We start from the raw sequence: 20,312 nt of genomic DNA, 5'->3' as shown, positions 1-20,312 counted from the left end.
CCTGATATTGATGACTGGGTGTGGCTTGTTGCCGAACGATCGCGGCGCACCGCTCATTCGGGCAGCGTCTGGTGGCGTGTTTCAACCGCGAACGGCAGGATCAGGATGCCGAGCCCGAACACGGCCGCGGTCCATGCGACCGGCACGCCGAGCGATCCGTAGCCGTGAATCGCGGCGCCGAGCAGGAAGTTCACGCCTGCGCCGATGAAGCGGCCGACCGACGCGTTGAACGCGAACGCGGTGGCCCGCACACGTGTCGGGTACTGCTCGGGCAGCCACAACGAGAAGATCGCGAAATTGCCGCCGAAGAAACCGAGGAACGCGAGCGACACCATGAACGCCGCGAGCCCGTTCGGCTGATAGAACGCCCAGCCGAACGCGAACACGATCGATGCGGCCATGCCGGCGAAATACACGCCGAGCGCCGTGCGCCGGCCGAGCCGCTCCGAGAGCCACGGCGCAACCAGGCAGCCGGCGATCGTCGCGCACGACAGGATCGCCGCGCCGACCGACGCGAGCCGCAGCGCACCGATGTGGTCGATGCCCGCGCGCGCCGCCAGCGTGGTGACCGCGCTTGCCTCGTAGACGGAGCCGGCCCACAGCCCGACGATCGCGACGCCGACGAGGCTCGCGCTCGTCAGCGTGCGGCGCAGGAAGGCCGGCGCGAAGATTTCGCGCAGCGGATGCGCGCGCCGCGCGTCGGCCGCGTCGCCGTCGCGTGCGTCATGCCGGCGCCACTGGCCGGGCTCCTTCACGCGCATCACGGTGAACACCGCGAGCAGCGCGGGCGCGAGCCCGCACAGGAACATCGCGCGCCACCCGTAGGTCGCGCCGATCGTGTAGTTCAGGCACGCCGCGATGAAGAAACCGAAGTAGTAGCCCGTCTGCAGGTAGCCGGCGCCCATCTTGCGGCGGTCTTCCGGCCAGCTCTCGGCCACATAGGTGCCCGCGAGCGCCCATTCGCCGCCGACGCCGATCCCGGCAATCAGCCGGCACGCGGCCAGTGCCCACACGTCGTGCACGAACGCGGCCGCGCCTGTGAATACGGAATAGATCAGGATGCTCGCGGCGAGCGTACGGACGCGGCCGAAGCGGTCGGCGAGCGGCCCCCAGATGAACGACAGCCCCCAGCCGATCAGGAACAGCGCGAACAGGATCGAGCCGTACATGCCGAGATTCGCGGGCGTCGCCGCGATGCCGGACGCCGGCAGCAGTTCGGTCAGCGCGGGAATCAGCACGAGCGCGTAGATCACCGAATCCACGCCGTCGAGCACCCAGCCCGCATACACGGCCCAGAAGCCCTTGACCTGCTCGCGCGTGAGCAGCGTGCGCCGCGGCTTCGCGCCGGCCGCCGACGCGTCGATCGCCTTGAACATCTTCGTCTCCTTGCCGGCGGGGCCGGCGCTTTTGCCGCGTCCGGTCCGGGATGGCCGGCAGGCTGGCTCTTTTGTGTGACGAGTATAGAAACCCCAACGATCGGAGAAAAATATGATATTCATCTTGCTCGATCGGATTAGCTTATGGCTCGAATCGGGAGACGACGGCGATGGACTTGAGGCAGTTGCGCTATTTCGTGAAGGTCGTCGAATGCGGCAACGTCACGCACGCGAGCGAGGCGCTGCATGTCGCGCAGCCCGCGGTGAGCCAGCAGATGCGCAATCTCGAACAGGATCTCGGGATGCAGTTGCTGGAACGCAGCGTGCGCGGCGTCGCGCCGACCGCCGCCGGCCGCACGCTGTACGGGCATGCGCTCGAACTGCTGCGCCAGGCCGACGGCACGCGCGACCTGCTGCGCCGCGACGCAGAAACACCGCAGGGCCGCGTGACGGTCGGGATGCCGTCGAGCACCGCGCGCGTGCTGGCGATTCCGCTCGCCCGCGCGGTGCGCGACCGCTATCCGGGCATCATGCTGGAGCTGATCGAGGCGCCGAGCGCCGATCTCGACACGTTGCTCGAACGCGCGCGGCTCGATCTCGCGATCGTCGTCGACGCGGTCGACACGCGCGGCATCGCGATCCACCGGCTGCTGACCGAAACGCTGTACCTGATCACTTGGCCCGGGTTCGCGGTGCCGGACGATCCCGTGCCGCTCGACGCGATCGCGCGGATGCCGCTCGTGCTGCCGAGCGCGCCGAACACGATCCGCAACCGCGTCGACTGGGCGATGCGCGAGGCCGGGCTGTCGTACGAGATCAGCTTCGAGGCGAGTTCGACCGGGCTGCTGTTCGCGGCCGTGATGGCGCAGCTCGGCGTGACGATCCTGCCGTGGACGGCCGCGCACGTCGAGATCGAGGAGCGCAAGCTCAAGCTGTCGACGGTCGCGCACCGGCTGTTCGCGCGCGACCTGTCGCTGTGCTGGCACGATACGGCGCTCGTCAGCAACGCGGTGCAGAAGGTGAAAGCCGAGATCGTCCGGCTGCTCGACACGCTCGGGCAGCGGCCCGAATGGGCGGCCGGGCAGGCCGGCCAGGCGTGACGGGCGTGACGGGCGTGACGGGCGTGACGGGCGCGCAGCATGCCTTGTGCTGCCGCGCCACGCGGACTAAGCTCCTTTCATCCTGGGTACCGCTGACACCTCCTCTTCTCCTCGCCGCTCGGTATAAGCGTCGGGGGAAGGAGGCCGTTCGTGTCCCCGCTCCAGTCTGCCTGGCTTCTGCTGGGCGTCAGTGTCCTCGCCGAAGTACTCGGCTCCGTCGGCCTGAAATACTCGGCCGGCTTTTCCCGCCCGCTCCCGTCCGCGCTCACCGTCGTCTGTTATGCATGCGCCGTCTGGCTGATGGCGCTCGCGACGAAGCGGCTCGAAATGGGGCTCGCGTATGCGAGCTGGGCCGCCGCCAGCACCGCGGCCACGGCCGTGATCGGCATCGTCTGCTTCGACGAATCGGTGTCGTCGCTGAAGCTCGCCGGCATCGCGCTGACCGTCTGCGCGCTCGTCGCGCTCAACCTCGGCGAGGCGGCAACACGCTGAGCGCGGCCGGAACGGCCGGCGGCACGCGGGCGCCAGGCGGGGCATTGACAACGCCCCCCGGCGCCCCTTAACGTTTCGTTCATCGTAACCATCACCGGTTCAGCTTAAGAGGTTGTCGGCCCACTCGTGCTCGACACCTCTGCCTTCGTCGAAGGCCTGCTGCTTGGCGCCGCCCTGTTCACGTCGGTCGGCCCCAAGGACGCGTTCGTCATCAAGCGCTCGATCTCGAGCCCCCACCTGCTCTCCATTGCCCTCGTCTGCGCAGGCAGCGACGCGCTGCTGATCGTGCTCGGCGCGCACGGGTTGTCCGCGCTGCTGTCGCGGCATCCGGACGTGGTGTCGGCCGCGCTGTGGGCCGGCATCGCGTATCTCGCCGGGTATGGCCTGCTCGCGCTGCGCTCGGCGATCCGGCGGCGGCAGCCGGAGCACATCGGCGACTCACACGCGCGCCACGCACCCGCGTTGTCGCGCACGCTGCTCGCGACGGCCGCCGTGTCGCTGCTCAATCCGTATGCGTGGATCGACACCGTATTGCTGCTCGGCACCGTGATCGTGAGCCACCCGCCCGCCGCACGCGCGCCGTTCGCGCTCGGCGCGATGACGGCGTCGCTCGTGTGGTTCCTGACGCTTGCCTACGGCGCACGCGCGTGCCGCGCATGGTTCGCGCACACGCTCGCGTGGCGGGTGCTCGATTTTTTCGTCGCGGCGATGATGCTCGGCTTCGCGGTGCGTTTCGCGATCGACGCGCTTTGACGCGTCGGATGTCAGCGGCCCGCTAATGCACGAAACACGCGATGCGCGCCGGCATGCCGCTCGAAACCGATGCCCGGTGCCTGCGGCGTGCGTGCGAAGCCCGCGTCGACGGTTTCGCCATCGGCGAGCCCGCTGAACGGATCGAATGCGAACGGATTGACTTCCGCGCCGCCGAGCCCGAGCGCCGCGACGACGTGCAGCGAGAACAGGTGGCCGCCATGCGGCCAGAACGCGTCGCGCCGCCAGCCGCGCGATGCGAAGTGCTCGACGATCTGCAGGTAACCCGGCAGCCCGTAGCAATGCACCGGGTCGAATACGAGCACGTCGCGATCGGGACGCAGGCCGCCGTAGCGGTCGAGCAGCTTTGCTTCCGCGAGCGAGAACAGCGCTTCGCCGGCTGCGATCGGCGGGGCGTAGCGCGTGGCGATGTCCGCCTGAAGCGGCAGGTCGAGCGGATCGCAGATGTCCTCGAACCACCAGAGACCGAACGGCTCGAGCATCGCCGCGGCAACGTCGACGGTCGTCGCGTCGTACGTGTTCATCGCGTCGACCGCGAGATGCGAACTGTCGGCGAGGCACGCGGCGGCGGCTTCGATGCGCCGCCGGTCTCCGTCGAGATCCGCACCGCCGATCTTGATCTTCGCGTGCGTGTAGCCGAGATCGGCGATGCGGCGCATCTCGTCCGACAGGCGCGCGAGATCGTCGTGCGGATAGCGGTAGCCGCCGCCCGCGTACACACGGACGCGCGATGCCGGCGTGCGGGCGAGCCGGTCGGCAAGCAAGCGGTGAAGCGGCAGGTCCGCGATCTTCGCGGCGGCGTCCCAGATCGCCATGTCGAGCGTGCCGATCGCGACGCAACGTTCGCCGTGTCCGCCGGGCTTTTCGCCGGCCATCATCGCGCGCCAGGCGCGCAACGGGTCGAGGTTCGTGCCGGCTTCGTCGGAGAGCGTGTCGGCAGCGGCCAGCAGGCGCGGCGCGAACCGTTCGCGGATCAGGCCGCCCTGCGCGAAACGGCCGACCGATGCGTAGCCGTAGCCCGTCACCGGACGGCCGTCGCGCACGACGTCGGTGACCACCGCGACGACACTCGTCGTCAGGCCACCGGAGGGAATGGCCGGGTCGGCGTAGCGGGAAACGGGAATCGCCTGTTCATGGATCGCGGTGATGCGCATGGCCCAGCTCCTGGCAGCCCGCCCGGCACGACGGGCAAGCGGACAATCGGAAGAAACGGCCGCCCCACCGGCAGCGGCCGCACACGCGCTGCATCATAGACGCTCGAACGGGATTGCGCCGGCGGCCGCGACCGGCACGGCTTCGCGCAGCCTCGCCGGCGCCGCATCGCCATTCGGTCGATCGCAAGCTTCACGGTAAGCCAATGGAAATCGGCCGCGTGTAGAGTGGTCGACGACCCGACGATCCGATCCCCCCACGCTCGCCGACGTGCAACCGCCGTCCGCTCGCAACCGGATCACGGGAATCGTGCCTGCCGCCTCGACATCAGGCATGCGGAACCGCACCGCCCGGCGCGTCATATCAAGCGGAACACAGGGGAGATCCCGATGGATCTGTCGACCGAGCGCTACGAAGACATCATTCATCTGCTTTATGACGCCGTCGCCGACCCGTCCGGCTGGTCCGGCTTCTTTACCGCGCTCGGCAAGGCCATCGACGCGAGCGCCGTCCACATGCTGGCCATCGACAAGAAACAAGGCTCGCTTTCCTACAGCGACGGCTTCAACCTGCCCGTCGACGGCGAACTCGCGTATATCCAGAAATACGGCAGCATCGATCCGCGCATGGCTCTCATGCAGCAACGCGCGCCGGGAGAATGGATCCATTGCCACGAGTTGTTCGACGACGACTTCGTCGCGCGCGACCCGTTCTACCAGGAGTTCCTGATTCCGGTCGGCCGACGTTATGTGTCGGGCTGCAAGCTGGTCGACGACGAGAACGTGTGCGTGATCTTTTCCGCGCTGCGTGCCGTCGGCGAACAGCCGCTCGGGCCCGACGAGGTCCGCTTTCTCGACCGGCTCATTCCGCACCTGATACGTGCCGTGCGAATGCAGCTGCAGAACTACACGTTCTCGACCAAGGCGCTGGTCGGACACGCGCTCGTCAACAAGCTGAGGCAGCCCGTGATGCTGCTGACCACCGATGGCGGCGTCGTGCTCGCGAACGAAGCGGCGACGCGCCTGCTTGCATCGACGTCGCTCGTCGGTCTCGCCGACGGCAAGCTGCAACTGCCGGCGGGCTATCGCGAGTCGTTTCGCGCGGAGTGCGAACGGCTCGAAGGCCTGACGCGCGGCGGCGACGTGCCGGCCGAAGAAGTCTCCGCCTACCGTTCGCTGCCGATCACCGCGCCGGCCGCGCCGGGCCTCGTCGGCGAAACGCTGTACGCGTTCTTCACGCTGCTCGTGCCGCCGCGCGTGAGCGGTGCGTTCGGGCTGCGGCCGCTCGTGATGCTGCTGTTCTATCACCCCGATTCCGCGCCGCCCGTCGATTCGGACCTGCTCGGCGCGGCATTCAATCTGACGCCCGCTGAAGTGCGTGCGTGCCAGTTGCTCGGCGAAGGGCTGTCGACCAAGGAAATCGCGTCGCGCGCCGGCATCCAGCACGACACCGTGCGCAAGCAGCTGCAGGCGATCTACCGGAAAACGGCGACCAATCGCCAGTCCGAGCTGATGCGCCTGATGCTGAACCTGCCGCTGAACGCGTTCGACTGAACGCGTGCGCGGTGCACGCCGCGATGCACCGCCCGTACACAGCAAGCTCGATGAAACATCGTTGAGCCGTGCGCTCATACCCCCCGTTTGTGGAATGGACCGCCCTGGCGACGCTCGCTATATTTTGCTCGCACGTCGCATCCGGCGGCTGCGTCGTCCATTCTCACAAGATGAAGTTCGGGGGTTATTCCATGAAAAAGCATCTCGGCTATGCCGCCTCCTGCGCGTGCGGCCTCTCGGTCCTGCTCGCCGCCTGCGGCGGCGACGATTCATCGGGCCCATCCAGCGGCTCGAGCGGCTCGCCGTCGTCGTCGAGCCCGACGTCGACGCTCAGCGCCGACCAGACGACCTACGAAAGCTTCGCGCTCGCGCCGAACCTGTCGTTCCGCACGTCGATCGACCTGCCCGCATCGGGCGTGCCGGCCACCGGCACGAACTACTTCATCGCGGGCTCGTCATCGCTTGCCGCGTCGCCGTCCACCGGCACCCAGAAGACGACGATGTCCGCCCCGGCGTCGATCGCGAGCACGCTGGCGATCACGACCGCGTCGACCGCGCCGACCCGCTACCTCGTTGCGGGCAAGATCGTCGTCGACTCCGGGCCGCAGTTCATCACGAACATCAGCTACCAGGGCAGCGGCGTGCGCGCGGACACGCTCGCGACGGACGGCGTCACGATCGTCCAGAGCACGCTGCGCTCGAATTTCTCGAACGTGCCGCTGACGGGCACGGTGGCCGGCGCACCGACCGATCTCGCGCAGTGGTTCAATGCGCTGTACTACAACCCGAAGCTGCTGAACGGCACCGCGACGTGGTCTTCTGGCGCGGCCTATCTTAAGTACACCGAAACTGAAATCGGCGACGTGTACCAGGTGACCGACAACAAGACGCTGACAACCGGCACGTCGCCCGACCCGACCGCGACCGGCACGACGATCGCGGCGCTGATGGCCGCGGGCGGCATCCAGTCGAGCAGCGACCAGACGACCTATACGCTGAGCAACGGTGCGATGACGCAGGTGGGCGGCATCACGACCTACGTCGCGAACGCGCTGCGGCCGAACCGCACGACGCCGATGTATCACACCTATTACGAGATCAACGGCAACGTGTACACCGGCAACCTGATCAAGGACGGCACCGTCATCGGCGGCAGTGCATACCCGGTCGCGGCACCGGGCACGACGAACGGCTATACGGTGAACTACACGCAGAACTTCCAGGTGCGCGTGAATGCGGCGGCCATCGACAGCCTGAAGGCGGCGGTGACGTTCTGAAGCTCGTGCGAAACCGGGGCGCGCGGCGGGCGGGCTCCGGTTTCGCGACATGCCACCGGTCTGCTGGTTGCCGAGACCTGAAACGCCGGGCCGCACCGATGCGCAGTGCGTCGGCGCGGTTCGCCCGATCACGCCCTTTCGCTTTTGCGCGAATGCGTGCGTTCGTGCGTGCGAATTGAACCTGAAAGCGCACCTTTGCCTGAACCCGAAATCGCGGAAAACCACCGTTCCTGCGACTAGAATCGTCTGAACGACAATCGACGGGATTGAGTTCCATGAGACCACCTATCATCGCGGCCATGATGACCGTGCTCTGCCTGTCGGCCACCACGGCCCGGGGGCAGGATGCCGCATCCCGGACCGTAGCGGGCGGTCAGCCCTGCGCGGCGGCAGTCGGGCATCCCGTCCGCATCGTCGCATTCGGCGGAAGCAACACCTACGGCAAGAACCTGGCGCGCAGCGATGCCTATCCGGCACAGCTCGAAAAATTGCTCATTGCCGATGGTTATACGGTGACCGTGAAGAACGAAGGCGTAAACGGCATCACGACACGCGAGGAACTGGACAAGCTGGACAGTGCGGTTCCGAACGGCACCGATATCGTCATTTTCCAGCCGGGCGGCAACGATGCGAATTCGACACGCCGTCACTTCGCGCTGAGCCCCGAGGAGACGGAGAAGAACATCGGCGGAATCGTTCAGCGGCTGCAAGCCCGCAAGATCGGTGTCGTGCTGAGCGCGGGCGAGGAGAAGCGGGAGGCGCTGGCGCAACTCGACGTGCCGATGATCGACGAATGGAACCACCTGGTTCCGCCGGACGAACACCAGCCCGACGGGCAACACCTGACGCCTGCCGGATATGGCCGGGTTGCGCAGGCGGTGCGTCCGATGGTCGAACAGCTGATTTGCAAGCGTCTTGCCGCGAATTGATCGCGGATTCGATGCGCGCGGCAGGAAACGATCCCGCGTCGAAAGCAAAACCCCCGCTTCTTCATCCGGCGACGCCGGTTTTGCCGTTCTCGAAACCGCCCGCTTGCCACATCCCGGCAAATCCCTGTAGAATCACGCGTTCTGCGGGCGTCGTATAATGGCCATTACCTCAGCTTCCCAAGCTGATGACGTGGGTTCGATTCCCATCGCCCGCTCCACTTTCCGGCTGCATCGCAGCCTGCGCAAAAGCCGCCTCGTCGAAGGCGGCTTTTTTGTACCATGTGCCGGTTCACCCGGCGCACTGCTGCGCGCAACGGGCCCTCGCCCGCAACCGAGCCTTTCTCTGTACCGATGATGCACGACGATCCGAACGAAGCCGGCCTGCCGCCGCACGACGACGCCATTCCCGACGAAGCCGCCGAAGGCGCCGACGCAGTCAATCCGCTGCACCACCGCCGTATCCGCAGCTTCGTGACGCGTGCCGGCCGCGTGTCGACCGGCCAGCGCCGTGCGCTCGACGAATTCGGCCCGCGCTTCGTGGTGCCGTATGCGCCGGAGCTGCCCGACTGGAACGCGGTGTTCGGCCGCAGCGCGCCGCGCATCCTCGAGATCGGCTTCGGGATGGGCGCGTCGACCGCGGAAATCGCCGCGCACCGCCCCGGCGACGACTTCCTCGGCGTCGAAGTGCACGAGCCGGGCGTCGGCGCGCTGCTGAAACTGATCGGCGAGCAGGATCTGCCGAACATCCGCATCATCCAGCACGACGCGGTCGAGGTGCTCGAGCACATGCTCGCGCCGGAAAGTCTCGACGGCGTGCACATCTTCTTCCCCGACCCGTGGCACAAGGCGCGCCACCACAAGCGCCGGCTGATCCAGCCGCCGCTCGTCGCGCATCTCGCGTCGCGCCTGAAGCCCGGCGCATACATTCACTGCGCGACCGACTGGCAGAACTACGCGGAACAGATGCTGGAAGTGCTCGGCGCGGAGCCGACGCTCGAAAACACGGCCGCCGACTACGCGCCGCGCCCCGACTACCGCCCGGTGACGAAGTTCGAACGGCGCGGGCTGCGGCTCGGCCACGGCGTGTGGGACCTGGTGTTCCGCAAGCGCGCAGGCTGAACGACTCCCCCTGCCCCGAATGGAAAAAGGCCCGACCGGCATCTACCGAGCGGGCCTTTTTTATCGGTGGCGCATCGGCCGCCGTATCGGCATCACGCCCAGTTCAGCCAGCCGCTGTACCCGACCAGCAGCACGAACAGCCCGAACGCGATCCGGTACCACGCGAACACCGTGAAATCGTGCGTCGCAACGTAGCGCAGCAGCCAGCGCACGCACACGAACGCACTGACGAACGCCGCGACGAGGCCGAGCGCGAACAGGCCGAGCGAATCGACGGTGAACGCCTGCCAGTCCTTGACGGTTTCATAGAGCGTCGCGCCGAAGATGATCGGAATCGCGAGGAAGAACGAGAATTCGGTGGCCACGCGCCGGTCGAGACCGAACAGCATCCCGCCGATGATCGTCGAGCCCGAGCGCGACATGCCGGGCACCAGCGCGAAGCACTGCGCGATCCCGACCTTCAGCGCATCGAGCGGCGTCAGCGCATCGACCGACACCACGCGCGGCGGCTCGCTGCGTTCGCGCTGGCGCGCCTCAGCCCACAGGATGATCGCACCGCCCACGACGAGCGCGAACGCGACGGGCACCGGCGAGAACAGCACGGCCTTGATCTTCTTCTCGAACAGGAGGCCGAGCGCAACCGCGGGAATGGTCGCGATCACGACGTTCAACGTGAAGCGCCGCGCTTCAGGCCGGCTCGGCAGCCCGGACACGATGGACGCGATCCGCTGCCGGTATTCCCAGCAGACCGCGAGGATCGCGCCGAACTGGATCACGACGTCGAAGGTCTTCGCGTGCGAATCGTTGAAATTCAGGAAGCTGCCCGCGACGATCAGGTGCCCGGTACTCGACACCGGCAGGAATTCCGTCAGCCCCTCGACGACGCCGAGGATCAAAGCCTTGCAGATCAGGATCCAGTCCATCCGTGGCCCAACTCCGAAATGGTCGAATGAATGGGCCACTCTTCCACGCGCGGCCCCCCTCCGGCCGAGCGCGGTTCGTCGTCATTTTTCGACGATCGCCACGCGTATGCCGTTTGTAAGAATCGTAATTGTACCGGGTTCGTAGTTCACCCCGGCAAATTGCAGTTGTTCGGGCTTGAACGTGTAGATCGGATAGTTGGTCAGCAACTGCGTCGCGAGCAGGCCGGCGGCCGCGCCGACCTGCTGCGCGTACATCTGCGCGTCGCCGTCGAGCGCGAGGCTGTCGACGGCCGGCGACTTCAGCACGACCGAGCGGCTCGGCGCGTCGTAAGCAAGCTGGCCCGACACGGTGAACTTGCCGCTGACGGGCGCGCGCAGGAACGGGCTCGTGAAATGCGCGTCGAGCTGCACGGCGACGCGGTTCTGGTCGGGCAGCAGGTTGACGGCCGGGTTCGCGAGCGACACGTCGACGACCTGCGCGACCGTCTTCTGGTACGGGAACTTGCGCGCGACGGCTTTCTGCACGTCGCCGCGCGAGAACGTGTAGTGATCGGGGATGAACGGGAACGTCGACGCGCACGCGGCGAGCGACACGATCACGCCGACGGCGCCGACGCATGCGGCGAGAAAACTGCGCCGGCCGGGCGCGCGGGTTGCGGTCATGCTGAACAATCTCCTGTATCGGGCGCGGCGGCGCCGGCCCATGCCGGGCAATCGATCGAGGTTAGTGCGTCCACGCGCGCGGCGGGTTCCGTGCGCGGTCTGCGCATCGAGCGCAGCGGGCAGCCCGCTATCGCCGTGCGCCGCGCCGCGGTGACGGCTGCGTCGCGACTTCCAGGCGCGTGAGCCACGCGAGCGCGTCGTCGCGCGATGCGCCGCACATCTCCGCGGACGGCTGCAACCCGGAACAGCACGCGGGGCGCTCGGGCCGGCCGAAGATCCTGCATCGAAGATCGTCGCCGAGCTGCACGCAGCGCACGCCGGCCGGCTTGCCGTCGGGCATGCCCGGAATCGGGCTGGAAATCGACGGCGCGATGCAGCACGCGCCGCAGCCTTCGCGGCACGCATGCGGCGGCAGGACATCGGCAGGCGCCGGGCGGACAGGCATTTCGACGGACACTCGGCTCTCTCGAACGAACAACAAAAAACGGTGCGGCAACCGGACGCGGTGCCGGCAGCCGCACCCCGCATTGTGCCATCGCCGGCTGCGACGTTATTACACAATGCAGCTCAATCGCGCGTTTATATACTCGAAAGCATCTAAAAAGCGCGAGATCATCATGCGTTCCGGTTCTGCCGACACAGTGTTCCGTCCCGATTTGCTCGCGAAATACGGCGCGAACGGGCCGCGCTATACGTCGTACCCCACCGCGCTGCAATTCCGCGACGATTTCGACCCGGCCGACTATGTGCGCGCGGCGAGCGACCCGGGCGCCTCGTCGAGCGAGCTGTCGCTGTACTTCCACATCCCGTTCTGCAACACCGCGTGCTTCTACTGCGGCTGCAACAAGATCGCGACCAACAACCACCGCCGCGCACGCCCGTATCTCGACCAACTCAAGCGCGAGATGACGCTGCAGGCCGCCTTGTTCGATCCCGCGCGCCCGGTCACGCAGCTGCACTGGGGTGGCGGCACGCCCACCTTCCTGTCCGACGACGAAACGGCCGAGCTGATGGCGGCCACCCGCGAGCACTTTGCACTCGCGCCGGATGCCGACGCCGAATTCTCGATCGAGATCGACCCGCGCACGGTCACGCCCGCGACGCTCGTCCACCTGCGCACGATCGGCTTCAACCGGCTGAGCCTCGGCGTGCAGGACTTCGATCCGGTCGTGCAGCAGGCGATCAACCGCATCCAGCCGCTTGCGATGACGGCCGACCTGCTCTCCGCCGCGCGCACGACGGGCTTTCATTCGGTGAGCGTCGACCTGATCTACGGGCTGCCGCACCAGACCGTTTCCGTCTTCGCGCGCACACTGGAAACGATCATCGAACTCGCGCCCGACCGGCTGTCGGTGTTCGGCTACGCGCACATGCCGCACCTGTTCAAGATGCAGCGGCAGATCGACGATGCGACGCTGCCGCCGCCGGAAACGCGCATCGCGCTGCTCGGCCTCGCGATCGACATGCTGACGTCGGCCGGCTACGTGTACATCGGGATGGACCACTTCGCGCGGCCGTCCGACGAGCTCGTGCGCGCGCAGAAGAACGGCACGCTGCAGCGCAATTTCCAGGGCTACAGCACGCGCGCGGATACCGACCTCGTCGGCTTCGGCGTGTCATCGATCGGCAAGGTCGGCGATGTCTACGCGCAGAACGCGAAGGACCTGCCCGCCTACGGCGCCGCGCTCGACGCGGGCCGCCTGCCGATCGCGCGCGGCGTGCGGCTCACGCCCGACGACCGGCTGCGCCGCGACGTGATCACGCAACTGATGTGCAACCTCGACCTGCCGTTCTCGCATGTCGAGGCCGCACACGGCATCCGCTTCGCCGATCATTTCGCGCGCGAGCTCGACACGCTGCGCCCGTTCGAGCGCGACGGGCTGCTGACGATCGCGAGCGACCGCCTGACGATCCATCCGGCCGGCCGGATGGTCGTGCGCAACATCGCGATGGCATTCGACGCGTATCTCGGCCAGACCCAGCAGCAGCGCTATTCGCGCACGGTCTGAGCTCGACGGCCCCGGCCGGCCGCACGCGGGCGGCCGGTTTGATACAGTGTGGGGCTTACGCTCCGCCAGAATCCGCACGATGCGCACCACCAAAGCGACCCACGCGGTCGAACGCCTGAAGACCCGCTCCGGCAACCCGCAATTCGCGGCCGTCGCGATGGCGGGCGGCCTGTTCTATCTCGTCGACCGCTCGGGCGGCACCGCCGAGAAGCGCTGCGAGCCGCTGCCGCTCGACGAGTTCGTCAAGTTCGTCGACGAATTCGGCCCCCAAAAGCCGCGCAAGGCGAGCAAGCTCGACCTTGCATTCGAGGCGCAGATCAAGAAGAGCAAGGGGTAAAGGTCTGTTGCAGGCCGCCTGAAGGCTTCGCGGCCGCCCCGTTTGGTACAATCACGAAGTTTCTCTATCCCCGCTGATGGCCGACCAGGCTGCGTGACCACACCATGAATATCGAAAACGCGCGTTTCAACATGATCGAACAACAGATCCGGCCGTGGGACGTGCTGGATCTCGACGTCCTGGGCCTGCTGTCGATCGTCAAGCGTGAAAACTACGTTCCGGCCGCATACCGTGATCTCGCGTTCGCCGACCTCGAACTGCCGCTGCCCGGCGGCAACAGCAAGATGCTGTTCCCGCGCGTCGAAGCGCGCGTGCTGCAGGAGCTGACGGTCAAGAAGCACGAGAACGTGCTCATCATCGGCGCCGGCTCGGGCTACCTCGCCGCACTGTTCGCGCACCGTGCACAGCACGTGACGGCCGTCGAGATCGATCCGACCAACGCGAAATTCGCGGAAGACAACCTCCGCAACGACGGCGTGACCAACGCGGAAGTCGTCCTCGGCGACGGTTCGCGCGGCTGGGCCGGCAAGGCGCCGTATGACGTGATCTGCGTCGCGGGCGGCCTGCCCGTCGTGCCGCAGGAAATGCTCGAGCAGCTGAAGGTCGGCGGCCGCCTCGCGGCATTCGTCGGCGGCCGTCCGGTGATGAAGGCGCAGATCATCACGCGCATCGACGACAAGCAGTACCGCGTCGCCGACGTGTTCGAAACGTACATCGACCACCTCGTCAACGCGATCGAGCCGTCGCGCTTCAAGTTCTGAGCGGCGGAGCCTCCATGCAGATCCTGACCGCCGCGATGCTCGCGGCATGGCTCGGCGACAAGGCGCGCCCCGCGCCGGTCGTGCTCGACGTGCGCGAACCGTGGGAAATCGCGACCGCGCACATCGCCGGCAGCGTGTCGATTCCGATGCAGCAGATTCCCGCGCGCAGCGAAGAGCTCGACGACGAAGCGGAAATCGTCTGCGTATGCCATCACGGGATGCGCAGCGCGCAGGTCGCGATGTTCCTCGAATCGCGCGGCTTCACGAAGCTGTACAACCTGCAAGGCGGGATCGACGCGTGGTCGCGCGACGTCGATCCGTCCGTGCCGCGCTACTGATCCTGCCGGTGGCGCATCACGCGCCGCCGCACCGGCCGCCGGCACCCTGCCGCCGGTCACACTGATTCGCCGAACGGGCGCGCATGGCGCGCCCGTTTCTCTTTCCCGCTCCGGTTTGTTTCGGCGTCGTCTGACCTGCGGCACCGCGCTGCGCCCGCGCCGTGCGCGCGTGGTGCGAAGTCCTGGTGCGCGGCCGTTCCCGCACCGCGTGCAGGCGCCGGAACGGGGAACCCCGACCGTGCACCATTTGCGCCCGTGAACCTGCACCGCGACGGACCGCGCATGCTGCACGACGCGTCATGCGCACCGTCCCGACGCCACGCACCGCCCCGCGCAGGCACGCCGGACGTGCATCCGCACGACTGGCACATGCCTTGCGTTACCCCTTGGCCGACGCCGTCACGGCGCACGCATATCCAACACGTCAAGGGGAACCCGATGAAACGTCGCAGTCTGTTGAAGTTCGGTTCGATGGCCGGCGCACTCGCGCTCGCGGGCAAGAGCCCGTTCGCGCACGCGGCCGATGCGGGCACCGGCCCGATCAAGGTCGGCATCCTGCATTCGCTGTCGGGCACGATGGCGATCTCGGAGACGTCGCTGAAGGACACCGCGCTGATGACGATCGCCGACATCAACAAGAGCGGTGGCGTGATGGGCCGCAAGCTCGAGCCCGTGGTGGTCGATCCCGCGTCGAACTGGCCGCTGTTCGCCGAGAAGGCGCGTCAGCTGCTCACGCAGGACAAGGTCGCCTGCGTGTTCGGCTGCTGGACATCGGTGTCGCGCAAGTCGGTGCTGCCGGTGTTCGAGGAGCTGAACGGGCTGCTCTACTACCCGGTTCAGTACGAAGGCGAGGAAATGTCGCGCAACGTGTTCTATACGGGCGCAGCGCCGAACCAGCAGGCGATCCCGGCCGTCGAGTACCTGATGGGCGCGGAAGGCGGCGGCGCGAAGCGCTTCTTCCTGCTCGGCACCGACTACGTGTATCCGCGCACGACCAACAAGATCCTGCGCGCGTTCCTGAAATCGAAGGGCGTGAAGGACGCCGACATTCAGGAGGTCTACACGCCGTTCGGCCACAGCGATTACCAGACCATCGTCGCGAACATCAAGAACTTCTCGCAAGGCGGCAAGACGACCGTGATCTCGACGATCAACGGCGACTCGAACGTGCCGTTCTACAAGGAGCTCGGCAACCAGGGGATCAAGGCGACCGACGTGCCGGTCGTCGCGTTCTCGGTCGGCGAGGAAGAACTGCGCGGGATCGACACGAAGCCGCTCGTCGGCCACCTTGCCGCGTGGAATTACTTCATGTCGGTGAAGAACCCGACCAACACGAAGTTCAAGGACCAGTTCGCCGCGTGGGTGAAGGCGAACAACCTGCCGGGCGGCGCGAAGCGCGTGACCAACGATCCGATGGAGGCGACCTACGTCGGCATCCACATGTGGAAGCAGGCCGTCGAAAAGGCGAAGAGCACCGACGTCGACAAGGTGCGCGTCGCGATGATCGGCCAGACCGTGGCCGCGCCGTCGGGCTTCACGCTCGCGATGGACGGCAACCATCACCTGCACAAGCCGGTGATGATCGGCGAGATTCGCGGCGACGGGCAGTTCAACGTCGTGTGGAAGACCAAGACCGCAGTGCGCGCGCAACCGTGGAGCCCGTTCATCGCGGGCAACCAGGGCAAGCCGGACATCGTCACGTCGATCCCGGCGTTCCTGCGCCGGCAGCGCGCGGCGCTCGCCTGACGCGACGCGGGGCGTCGCGCTCCGGCGCGCTTGCCGACGCACCGCAAGCGCCCGCGCATCGCCGCCTGCATCCGCTTCCCCACGCCCGACAGGATTTCCCGATGCCTACACGCTTTCGCCGAGCCGCCGTCGCGATCGTCGCGTGCGCCGCCCTCGCGGGCGGGCTGCCGCGCGCCGCGTTCGCGCTGACGGCCACCGATACCGCCGCGCTCGCCGGCGACGACTTCGACGCGAAGACGGCCGCAATCGAACGGCTCGCCGCCGATCCCGACCCGCGCGCCGTCACGCTGCTCAACGCGCTGTCGAGCGGCGACGCGCTCGCGACCGGCGACGGCCGCCTGCTGATCCAGACCGGCGACACCGCTCACGATGCGCTCACGCAGGCCGCGACGCCGGCTGGCGACGCGCAGCCCGTGATGCTGAACAACCTGCTGCGCACGAAGATCGCGGGCGCGCTGTCGGGGCTCGCGCTCGCGTCGCCCGATGTCGCCGCGCGCCGCGACGCGATCGATGCGTTGCTGAAATCGCCCGATCCGGCGCTCAAGCCGATGATCGACCGCGCCCGTGCAAAGGAAACCGATCCCGCGCTGAAGCGCCGCCTCGATGCATTGTGGGCGATCGCCGCGCTGCACGACGCCGACCCGTCGAAGCGTCTCGAAGCCGTGCAGGTGGTGGCCGCGCGCCACGATCTCGACATGATCGAACAGTTGCGCCCGCTCGTCGCGAAGAACGCCGACGGCAGCTACGCGGAGCCCGATGCGCGCGTGCGTGACGCCGCGCAGCAGGGGCTCGACGCACTGCATTCGCTGCAGCGCCGCGGCGAGATCGTCGGCACGCTGTTCGCCGGCCTGTCGCTCGGCAGCGTGCTGCTGCTCGCCGCACTCGGCCTCGCGATCACGTACGGGCTGATCGGCGTGATCAACATGGCGCACGGCGAATTCCTGATGATCGGTGCGTACGCAACCTATGTCGTGCAGACGCTGATCCAGCGCTACGCGCCCGGCGCGTTCGACTGGTATCCGCTCGCCGCCGTGCCGGTGTCGTTCGTGACGGCCGCGCTCGTCGGCATCGTGCTCGAACGGCTCGTGCTGCGGCACCTGTACGGCCGCCCGCTGGAGACGCTGCTCGCGACCTTCGGCGTGAGCCTGATCCTGATCCAGGCGACGCGCATGCTGTTCGGCGCGCAGAACGTGCAGGTCGTGAACCCGTCGTGGATGAGCGGCGGCGTGAGCGTGATGCAGAACCTGATCCTGCCGTACAACCGGCTCGCGATCCTCGCGTTCGCGCTCGCGGTGGTATTCGTTGCGTGGGCCGTGCTGACGAAGACGCGGCTCGGCCTGTTCGTGCGCGCGGTCACGCAGAACCGCCGGATGGCCGCGTGCGTCGGCGTGAAGACCGCGCGTGTCGACGCGTACGCATTCGCGTTCGGCGCGGGCATCGCGGGCCTCGGCGGCTGCGCACTGTCGCAGATCGGCAACGTGGGCCCCGACCTCGGCCAGAACTACATCATCGATTCGTTCATGGCGGTCGTGCTCGGCGGTGTCGGGCAGATCGCCGGCACCGTGCTCGGCGGCTTCGGGCTCGGCCTCGCGAGCAAGGCGATCGAACCGTTCTGGGGCGCCGTGCTCGCGAAGATCGCGGTGCTCGTGATGATCGTGCTGTTCATCCAGAAACGTCCGCAGGGCATGTTCGCCCCGAAGGGCCGCAGTGCGGAGGCTTGACGTGACTTCATTCACCCATTCGCTGTCCAACCCGGTCGCCGATGCGCCGCAGCCGGCTGCCGACGCACGCGCGGCAGACGGTTTCGCGCTTGGCCTGCCGCCCCGCCCCGCGCTGCTGTCGCGACGCGCGTGGCTCGCGCTGATCGCGCTGTGCATCGCGATCGGCATCGGCGTGCCGCTCGCCTCGCTCGTCGTGCCCGAGTCGAGCGCGCTCCATCTGTCCGCCTACACGATGACGCTCGCCGGCAAGCTTATGTGCTACGCGATCGCCGCGCTCGCGCTCGATCTCGTGTGGGGCTACTGCGGCATCCTGAGCCTCGGCCACGGCCTCTTCTTCGCGCTCGGCGGCTATGCGATCGGCATGTACCTGATGCGCGAGATCGGCCGTGACGGCAAGTACGGCAGCGACCTGCCCGATTTCATGGTGTTTCTCGACTGGCATCAGTTGCCCTGGTACTGGAGCGGCACGCAGCACCTCGCGTGGGCGCTCGCGCTCGTCGTGCTCGTGCCGGCCGTGCTCGCCTGGGTGTTCGGCTTCTTCACGTTCCGCTCGCGCGTGAAAGGCGTGTACCTGTCGATCATCACGCAGGCGCTGACGTTCGCCGCGATGCTGCTGTTCTATCGCAACGAAACCGGCTTCGGCGGCAACAACGGCTTCACCGACTTCAAGCGCATCGCGGGCTTCGCGGTCACGTCGCCCGGCACGCGCACGGTGCTGTTGCTGCTCACGTTCGCGACACTCGTGCTCGCGTTCATCGCCGCGCGCGCGATCGTCACGAGCAAGCTCGGGCGCGTCGTCACCGCGGTGCGCGACGGCGAGACGCGGCTGATGTTCCTCGGCTACAGCCCGCTCGCGTACAAGCTGTTCGTGTGGACCGTATCCGCCGTGCTGTGCGGCATCGCGGGCGCGTTGTACGTGCCGCAGGTCGGCATCATCAACCCCGGCGAGATGTCGCCCGGCAACTCGATCGAGATGGCGATCTGGGTCGCGGTAGGCGGGCGCGGCACGCTGATCGGGCCGATCATCGGCGCGTTCGCGGTGAACGGCGCGAAGAGCTTCTTTACCGCTTACTTCGCCGAATACTGGCTGTTCTTCCTCGGCCTGATCTTCGTGCTCGTGCCGCTGCTGCTGCCGCGCGGGATCATGGGCCTCGTCGAAGCCGTGCTCGCAAAAGGAAAACGCGCATGAACGGAACGGCCCTCTATCAATTCACGCCACCGCCCGAGGACGAACTGCTGGCCGTCAGCGGCACCGCGTCGATGGGGCGCGTGGTGCCGCCCGGCATCGACACGTCGCACGGCACGATCCTCTACCTCGAGGATATCGAGGTGAGCTTCGACGGCTTCCGCGCCCTGAAGAAGCTGTCGCTCGCGATCGACGCGGGCGAGCTGCGCTGCGTGATCGGCCCGAACGGTGCGGGCAAGACGACGATGATGGACGTGATCACCGGCAAGACGCGCCCCGATGCGGGCAAGGTGTTTCTCGGCCAGACCATCGACCTCGCGCGCATGAACGAGCCGGAAATCGCGCGCGCGGGGATCGGTCGCAAGTTCCAGAAGCCGACCGTGTTCGAACAGCATCCGGTGTGGGAGAACCTCGAGCTCGCGATGCAGACCGACAAGGGCTGGCTCGCGTCGCTTCGCGCGCGGCTCGACCGCACCGCGCAGGCGAAGATCGAGGAGACGCTCGCGCTGATCGGCCTCGAAAGCGACGCGTATCGCGCGGCGGGCGAGCTGTCGCACGGGCAGAAGCAGCGGCTCGAGATCGGCATGCTGCTGATGCAGCGCCCTGCCCTCTTGCTGCTCGACGAGCCGGCGGCCGGGATGACCGATCACGAGACGATGGAACTCGCCGAACTGCTGAACACGCTGCGCGGCACCTGCTCGATGATGGTCGTCGAGCACGACATGGAATTCGTCGCGGCACTCGCGGGCGACACGGGCCGCGTGACGGTGATGGCCGAAGGCGCGGTGCTCGCGCAAGGCACGCTCGACCAGGTCAAGCGCGACGACGCGGTGATCGAGTCTTACCTCGGACGATGATG

At 67.4% G+C, this 20,312-nt stretch carries 20 protein-coding genes and 1 tRNA gene; 16 read left to right on the top strand and 5 right to left on the bottom strand.

Features of this window, described 5'->3' with window-relative positions; translation table 11 throughout:
* Nucleotides 1–53: 53 nt before the first annotated feature.
* Entirely contained in the window at nt 54–1,376 is a 1,323-nt protein-coding gene (locus ACPTTF_RS04655; protein ID WP_423370420.1) for an MFS transporter, read from the bottom strand.
* A 170-nt stretch (nt 1,377–1,546) separates the two neighbouring features.
* Here ACPTTF_RS04655 and ACPTTF_RS04650 point away from each other — a divergent pair, with 170 nt between their 5' ends.
* The 3 genes from ACPTTF_RS04650 (at nt 1,547) to ACPTTF_RS04640 (ending at nt 3,721) form a co-directional block, all read left to right on the top strand.
* Entirely contained in the window at nt 1,547–2,476 is a 930-nt protein-coding gene (locus ACPTTF_RS04650) for a LysR substrate-binding domain-containing protein (RefSeq protein WP_423370419.1), read from the top strand.
* 150 nt (nt 2,477–2,626) lie between these two features.
* Nucleotides 2,627–2,968 (top strand): DMT family transporter, encoded by a 342-nt coding sequence (locus tag ACPTTF_RS04645; protein WP_059709748.1) that lies wholly within the window; start codon nt 2,627–2,629, stop codon nt 2,966–2,968.
* A 126-nt stretch (nt 2,969–3,094) separates the two neighbouring features.
* Nucleotides 3,095–3,721, top strand: coding sequence for a LysE/ArgO family amino acid transporter (locus tag ACPTTF_RS04640; RefSeq protein ID WP_423370418.1), 627 nt, complete (start codon nt 3,095–3,097; stop codon nt 3,719–3,721).
* Nucleotides 3,722–3,732: 11 nt separating this feature from the next.
* Here ACPTTF_RS04640 and ACPTTF_RS04635 read toward each other — a convergent pair whose 3' ends face one another.
* Entirely contained in the window at nt 3,733–4,893 is a 1,161-nt protein-coding gene (locus ACPTTF_RS04635) for an enolase C-terminal domain-like protein (RefSeq protein WP_423370417.1), read from the bottom strand.
* A 387-nt stretch (nt 4,894–5,280) separates the two neighbouring features.
* Here ACPTTF_RS04635 and ACPTTF_RS04630 point away from each other — a divergent pair, with 387 nt between their 5' ends.
* From ACPTTF_RS04630 to trmB, 5 genes are all read left to right on the top strand, one after another.
* Nucleotides 5,281–6,444: a helix-turn-helix transcriptional regulator gene (locus ACPTTF_RS04630; RefSeq protein ID WP_423370416.1), complete on the top strand. Its 1,164-nt coding sequence runs from the start codon at nt 5,281–5,283 to the stop codon at nt 6,442–6,444.
* Nucleotides 6,445–6,635: 191 nt separating this feature from the next.
* Nucleotides 6,636–7,721, top strand: coding sequence for a hypothetical protein (locus tag ACPTTF_RS04625; RefSeq protein WP_423370415.1), 1,086 nt, complete (start codon nt 6,636–6,638; stop codon nt 7,719–7,721).
* A 299-nt stretch (nt 7,722–8,020) separates the two neighbouring features.
* Nucleotides 8,021–8,650, top strand: coding sequence for an SGNH/GDSL hydrolase family protein (locus ACPTTF_RS04620; protein WP_423370414.1), 630 nt, complete (start codon nt 8,021–8,023; stop codon nt 8,648–8,650).
* 143 nt (nt 8,651–8,793) lie between these two features.
* Nucleotides 8,794–8,868 (top strand) — tRNA-Gly (locus tag ACPTTF_RS04615).
* 133 nt (nt 8,869–9,001) lie between these two features.
* Nucleotides 9,002–9,769: a tRNA (guanosine(46)-N7)-methyltransferase TrmB gene (trmB, locus tag ACPTTF_RS04610; RefSeq protein ID WP_423370413.1), complete on the top strand. Its 768-nt coding sequence runs from the start codon at nt 9,002–9,004 to the stop codon at nt 9,767–9,769.
* A 92-nt stretch (nt 9,770–9,861) separates the two neighbouring features.
* Here trmB and ACPTTF_RS04605 read toward each other — a convergent pair whose 3' ends face one another.
* The 3 genes from ACPTTF_RS04605 to ACPTTF_RS04595 all read right to left on the bottom strand — a co-directional run bounded on the left by ACPTTF_RS04605 (nt 9,862) and on the right by ACPTTF_RS04595 (nt 11,800).
* Nucleotides 9,862–10,692 (bottom strand): undecaprenyl-diphosphate phosphatase, encoded by an 831-nt coding sequence (locus ACPTTF_RS04605; RefSeq protein WP_423370412.1) that lies wholly within the window; start codon nt 10,690–10,692, stop codon nt 9,862–9,864.
* A gap of 81 nt (nt 10,693–10,773) precedes the next feature.
* A complete protein-coding gene (locus ACPTTF_RS04600) occupies nt 10,774–11,355 on the bottom strand; it encodes a DUF1439 domain-containing protein (RefSeq protein ID WP_166957198.1) in 582 nt (193 codons plus the stop codon).
* Between the two features lie 127 nt (nt 11,356–11,482).
* Complete coding sequence (locus tag ACPTTF_RS04595) at nt 11,483–11,800, bottom strand: YkgJ family cysteine cluster protein (RefSeq protein ID WP_423370411.1); 318 nt, start codon at nt 11,798–11,800, stop codon at nt 11,483–11,485.
* Between the two features lie 172 nt (nt 11,801–11,972).
* On the opposite strand from ACPTTF_RS04595, the gene hemN reads away from it, so the two are divergent.
* From hemN to urtD, 8 genes are all read left to right on the top strand, one after another.
* Nucleotides 11,973–13,364, top strand: coding sequence for an oxygen-independent coproporphyrinogen III oxidase (gene hemN / locus ACPTTF_RS04590; protein ID WP_423370410.1), 1,392 nt, complete (start codon nt 11,973–11,975; stop codon nt 13,362–13,364).
* 79 nt (nt 13,365–13,443) lie between these two features.
* The gene (locus tag ACPTTF_RS04585) at nt 13,444–13,701 is read left to right on the top strand and encodes a hypothetical protein (protein WP_049033582.1); all 258 of its coding nucleotides are present in this window, start codon (nt 13,444–13,446) and stop codon (nt 13,699–13,701) included.
* 104 nt (nt 13,702–13,805) lie between these two features.
* Entirely contained in the window at nt 13,806–14,462 is a 657-nt protein-coding gene (locus ACPTTF_RS04580) for a protein-L-isoaspartate O-methyltransferase family protein (RefSeq protein ID WP_166957192.1), read from the top strand.
* A 14-nt stretch (nt 14,463–14,476) separates the two neighbouring features.
* Nucleotides 14,477–14,800, top strand: a complete 324-nt coding sequence (locus ACPTTF_RS04575) for a rhodanese-like domain-containing protein (protein ID WP_166957190.1) — start codon at nt 14,477–14,479, stop codon at nt 14,798–14,800.
* 438 nt (nt 14,801–15,238) lie between these two features.
* Complete coding sequence (gene urtA, locus ACPTTF_RS04570) at nt 15,239–16,546, top strand: urea ABC transporter substrate-binding protein (RefSeq protein ID WP_166957188.1); 1,308 nt, start codon at nt 15,239–15,241, stop codon at nt 16,544–16,546.
* Between the two features lie 101 nt (nt 16,547–16,647).
* Nucleotides 16,648–18,267: an urea ABC transporter permease subunit UrtB gene (gene urtB, locus ACPTTF_RS04565; protein WP_423370409.1), complete on the top strand. Its 1,620-nt coding sequence runs from the start codon at nt 16,648–16,650 to the stop codon at nt 18,265–18,267.
* A gap of 1 nt (nt 18,268) precedes the next feature.
* Nucleotides 18,269–19,456, top strand: a complete 1,188-nt coding sequence (urtC, locus tag ACPTTF_RS04560; protein WP_423370408.1) for an urea ABC transporter permease subunit UrtC — start codon at nt 18,269–18,271, stop codon at nt 19,454–19,456.
* The gene (gene urtD / locus ACPTTF_RS04555) at nt 19,453–20,310 is read left to right on the top strand and encodes an urea ABC transporter ATP-binding protein UrtD (protein ID WP_027788161.1); all 858 of its coding nucleotides are present in this window, start codon (nt 19,453–19,455) and stop codon (nt 20,308–20,310) included. The genes urtC and urtD overlap by 4 nt, the downstream gene beginning before the upstream one ends.
* The last annotated feature ends 2 nt before the right edge of the window (nt 20,311–20,312 follow it).

Source organism: Burkholderia crassaminum, from assembly GCF_964265005.1.
GTDB lineage: Bacteria > Pseudomonadota > Gammaproteobacteria > Burkholderiales > Burkholderiaceae > Burkholderia.
Note: the sequence above shows the minus strand (reverse complement) of the source record. Positions and strands in the feature narration are given on the sequence as shown.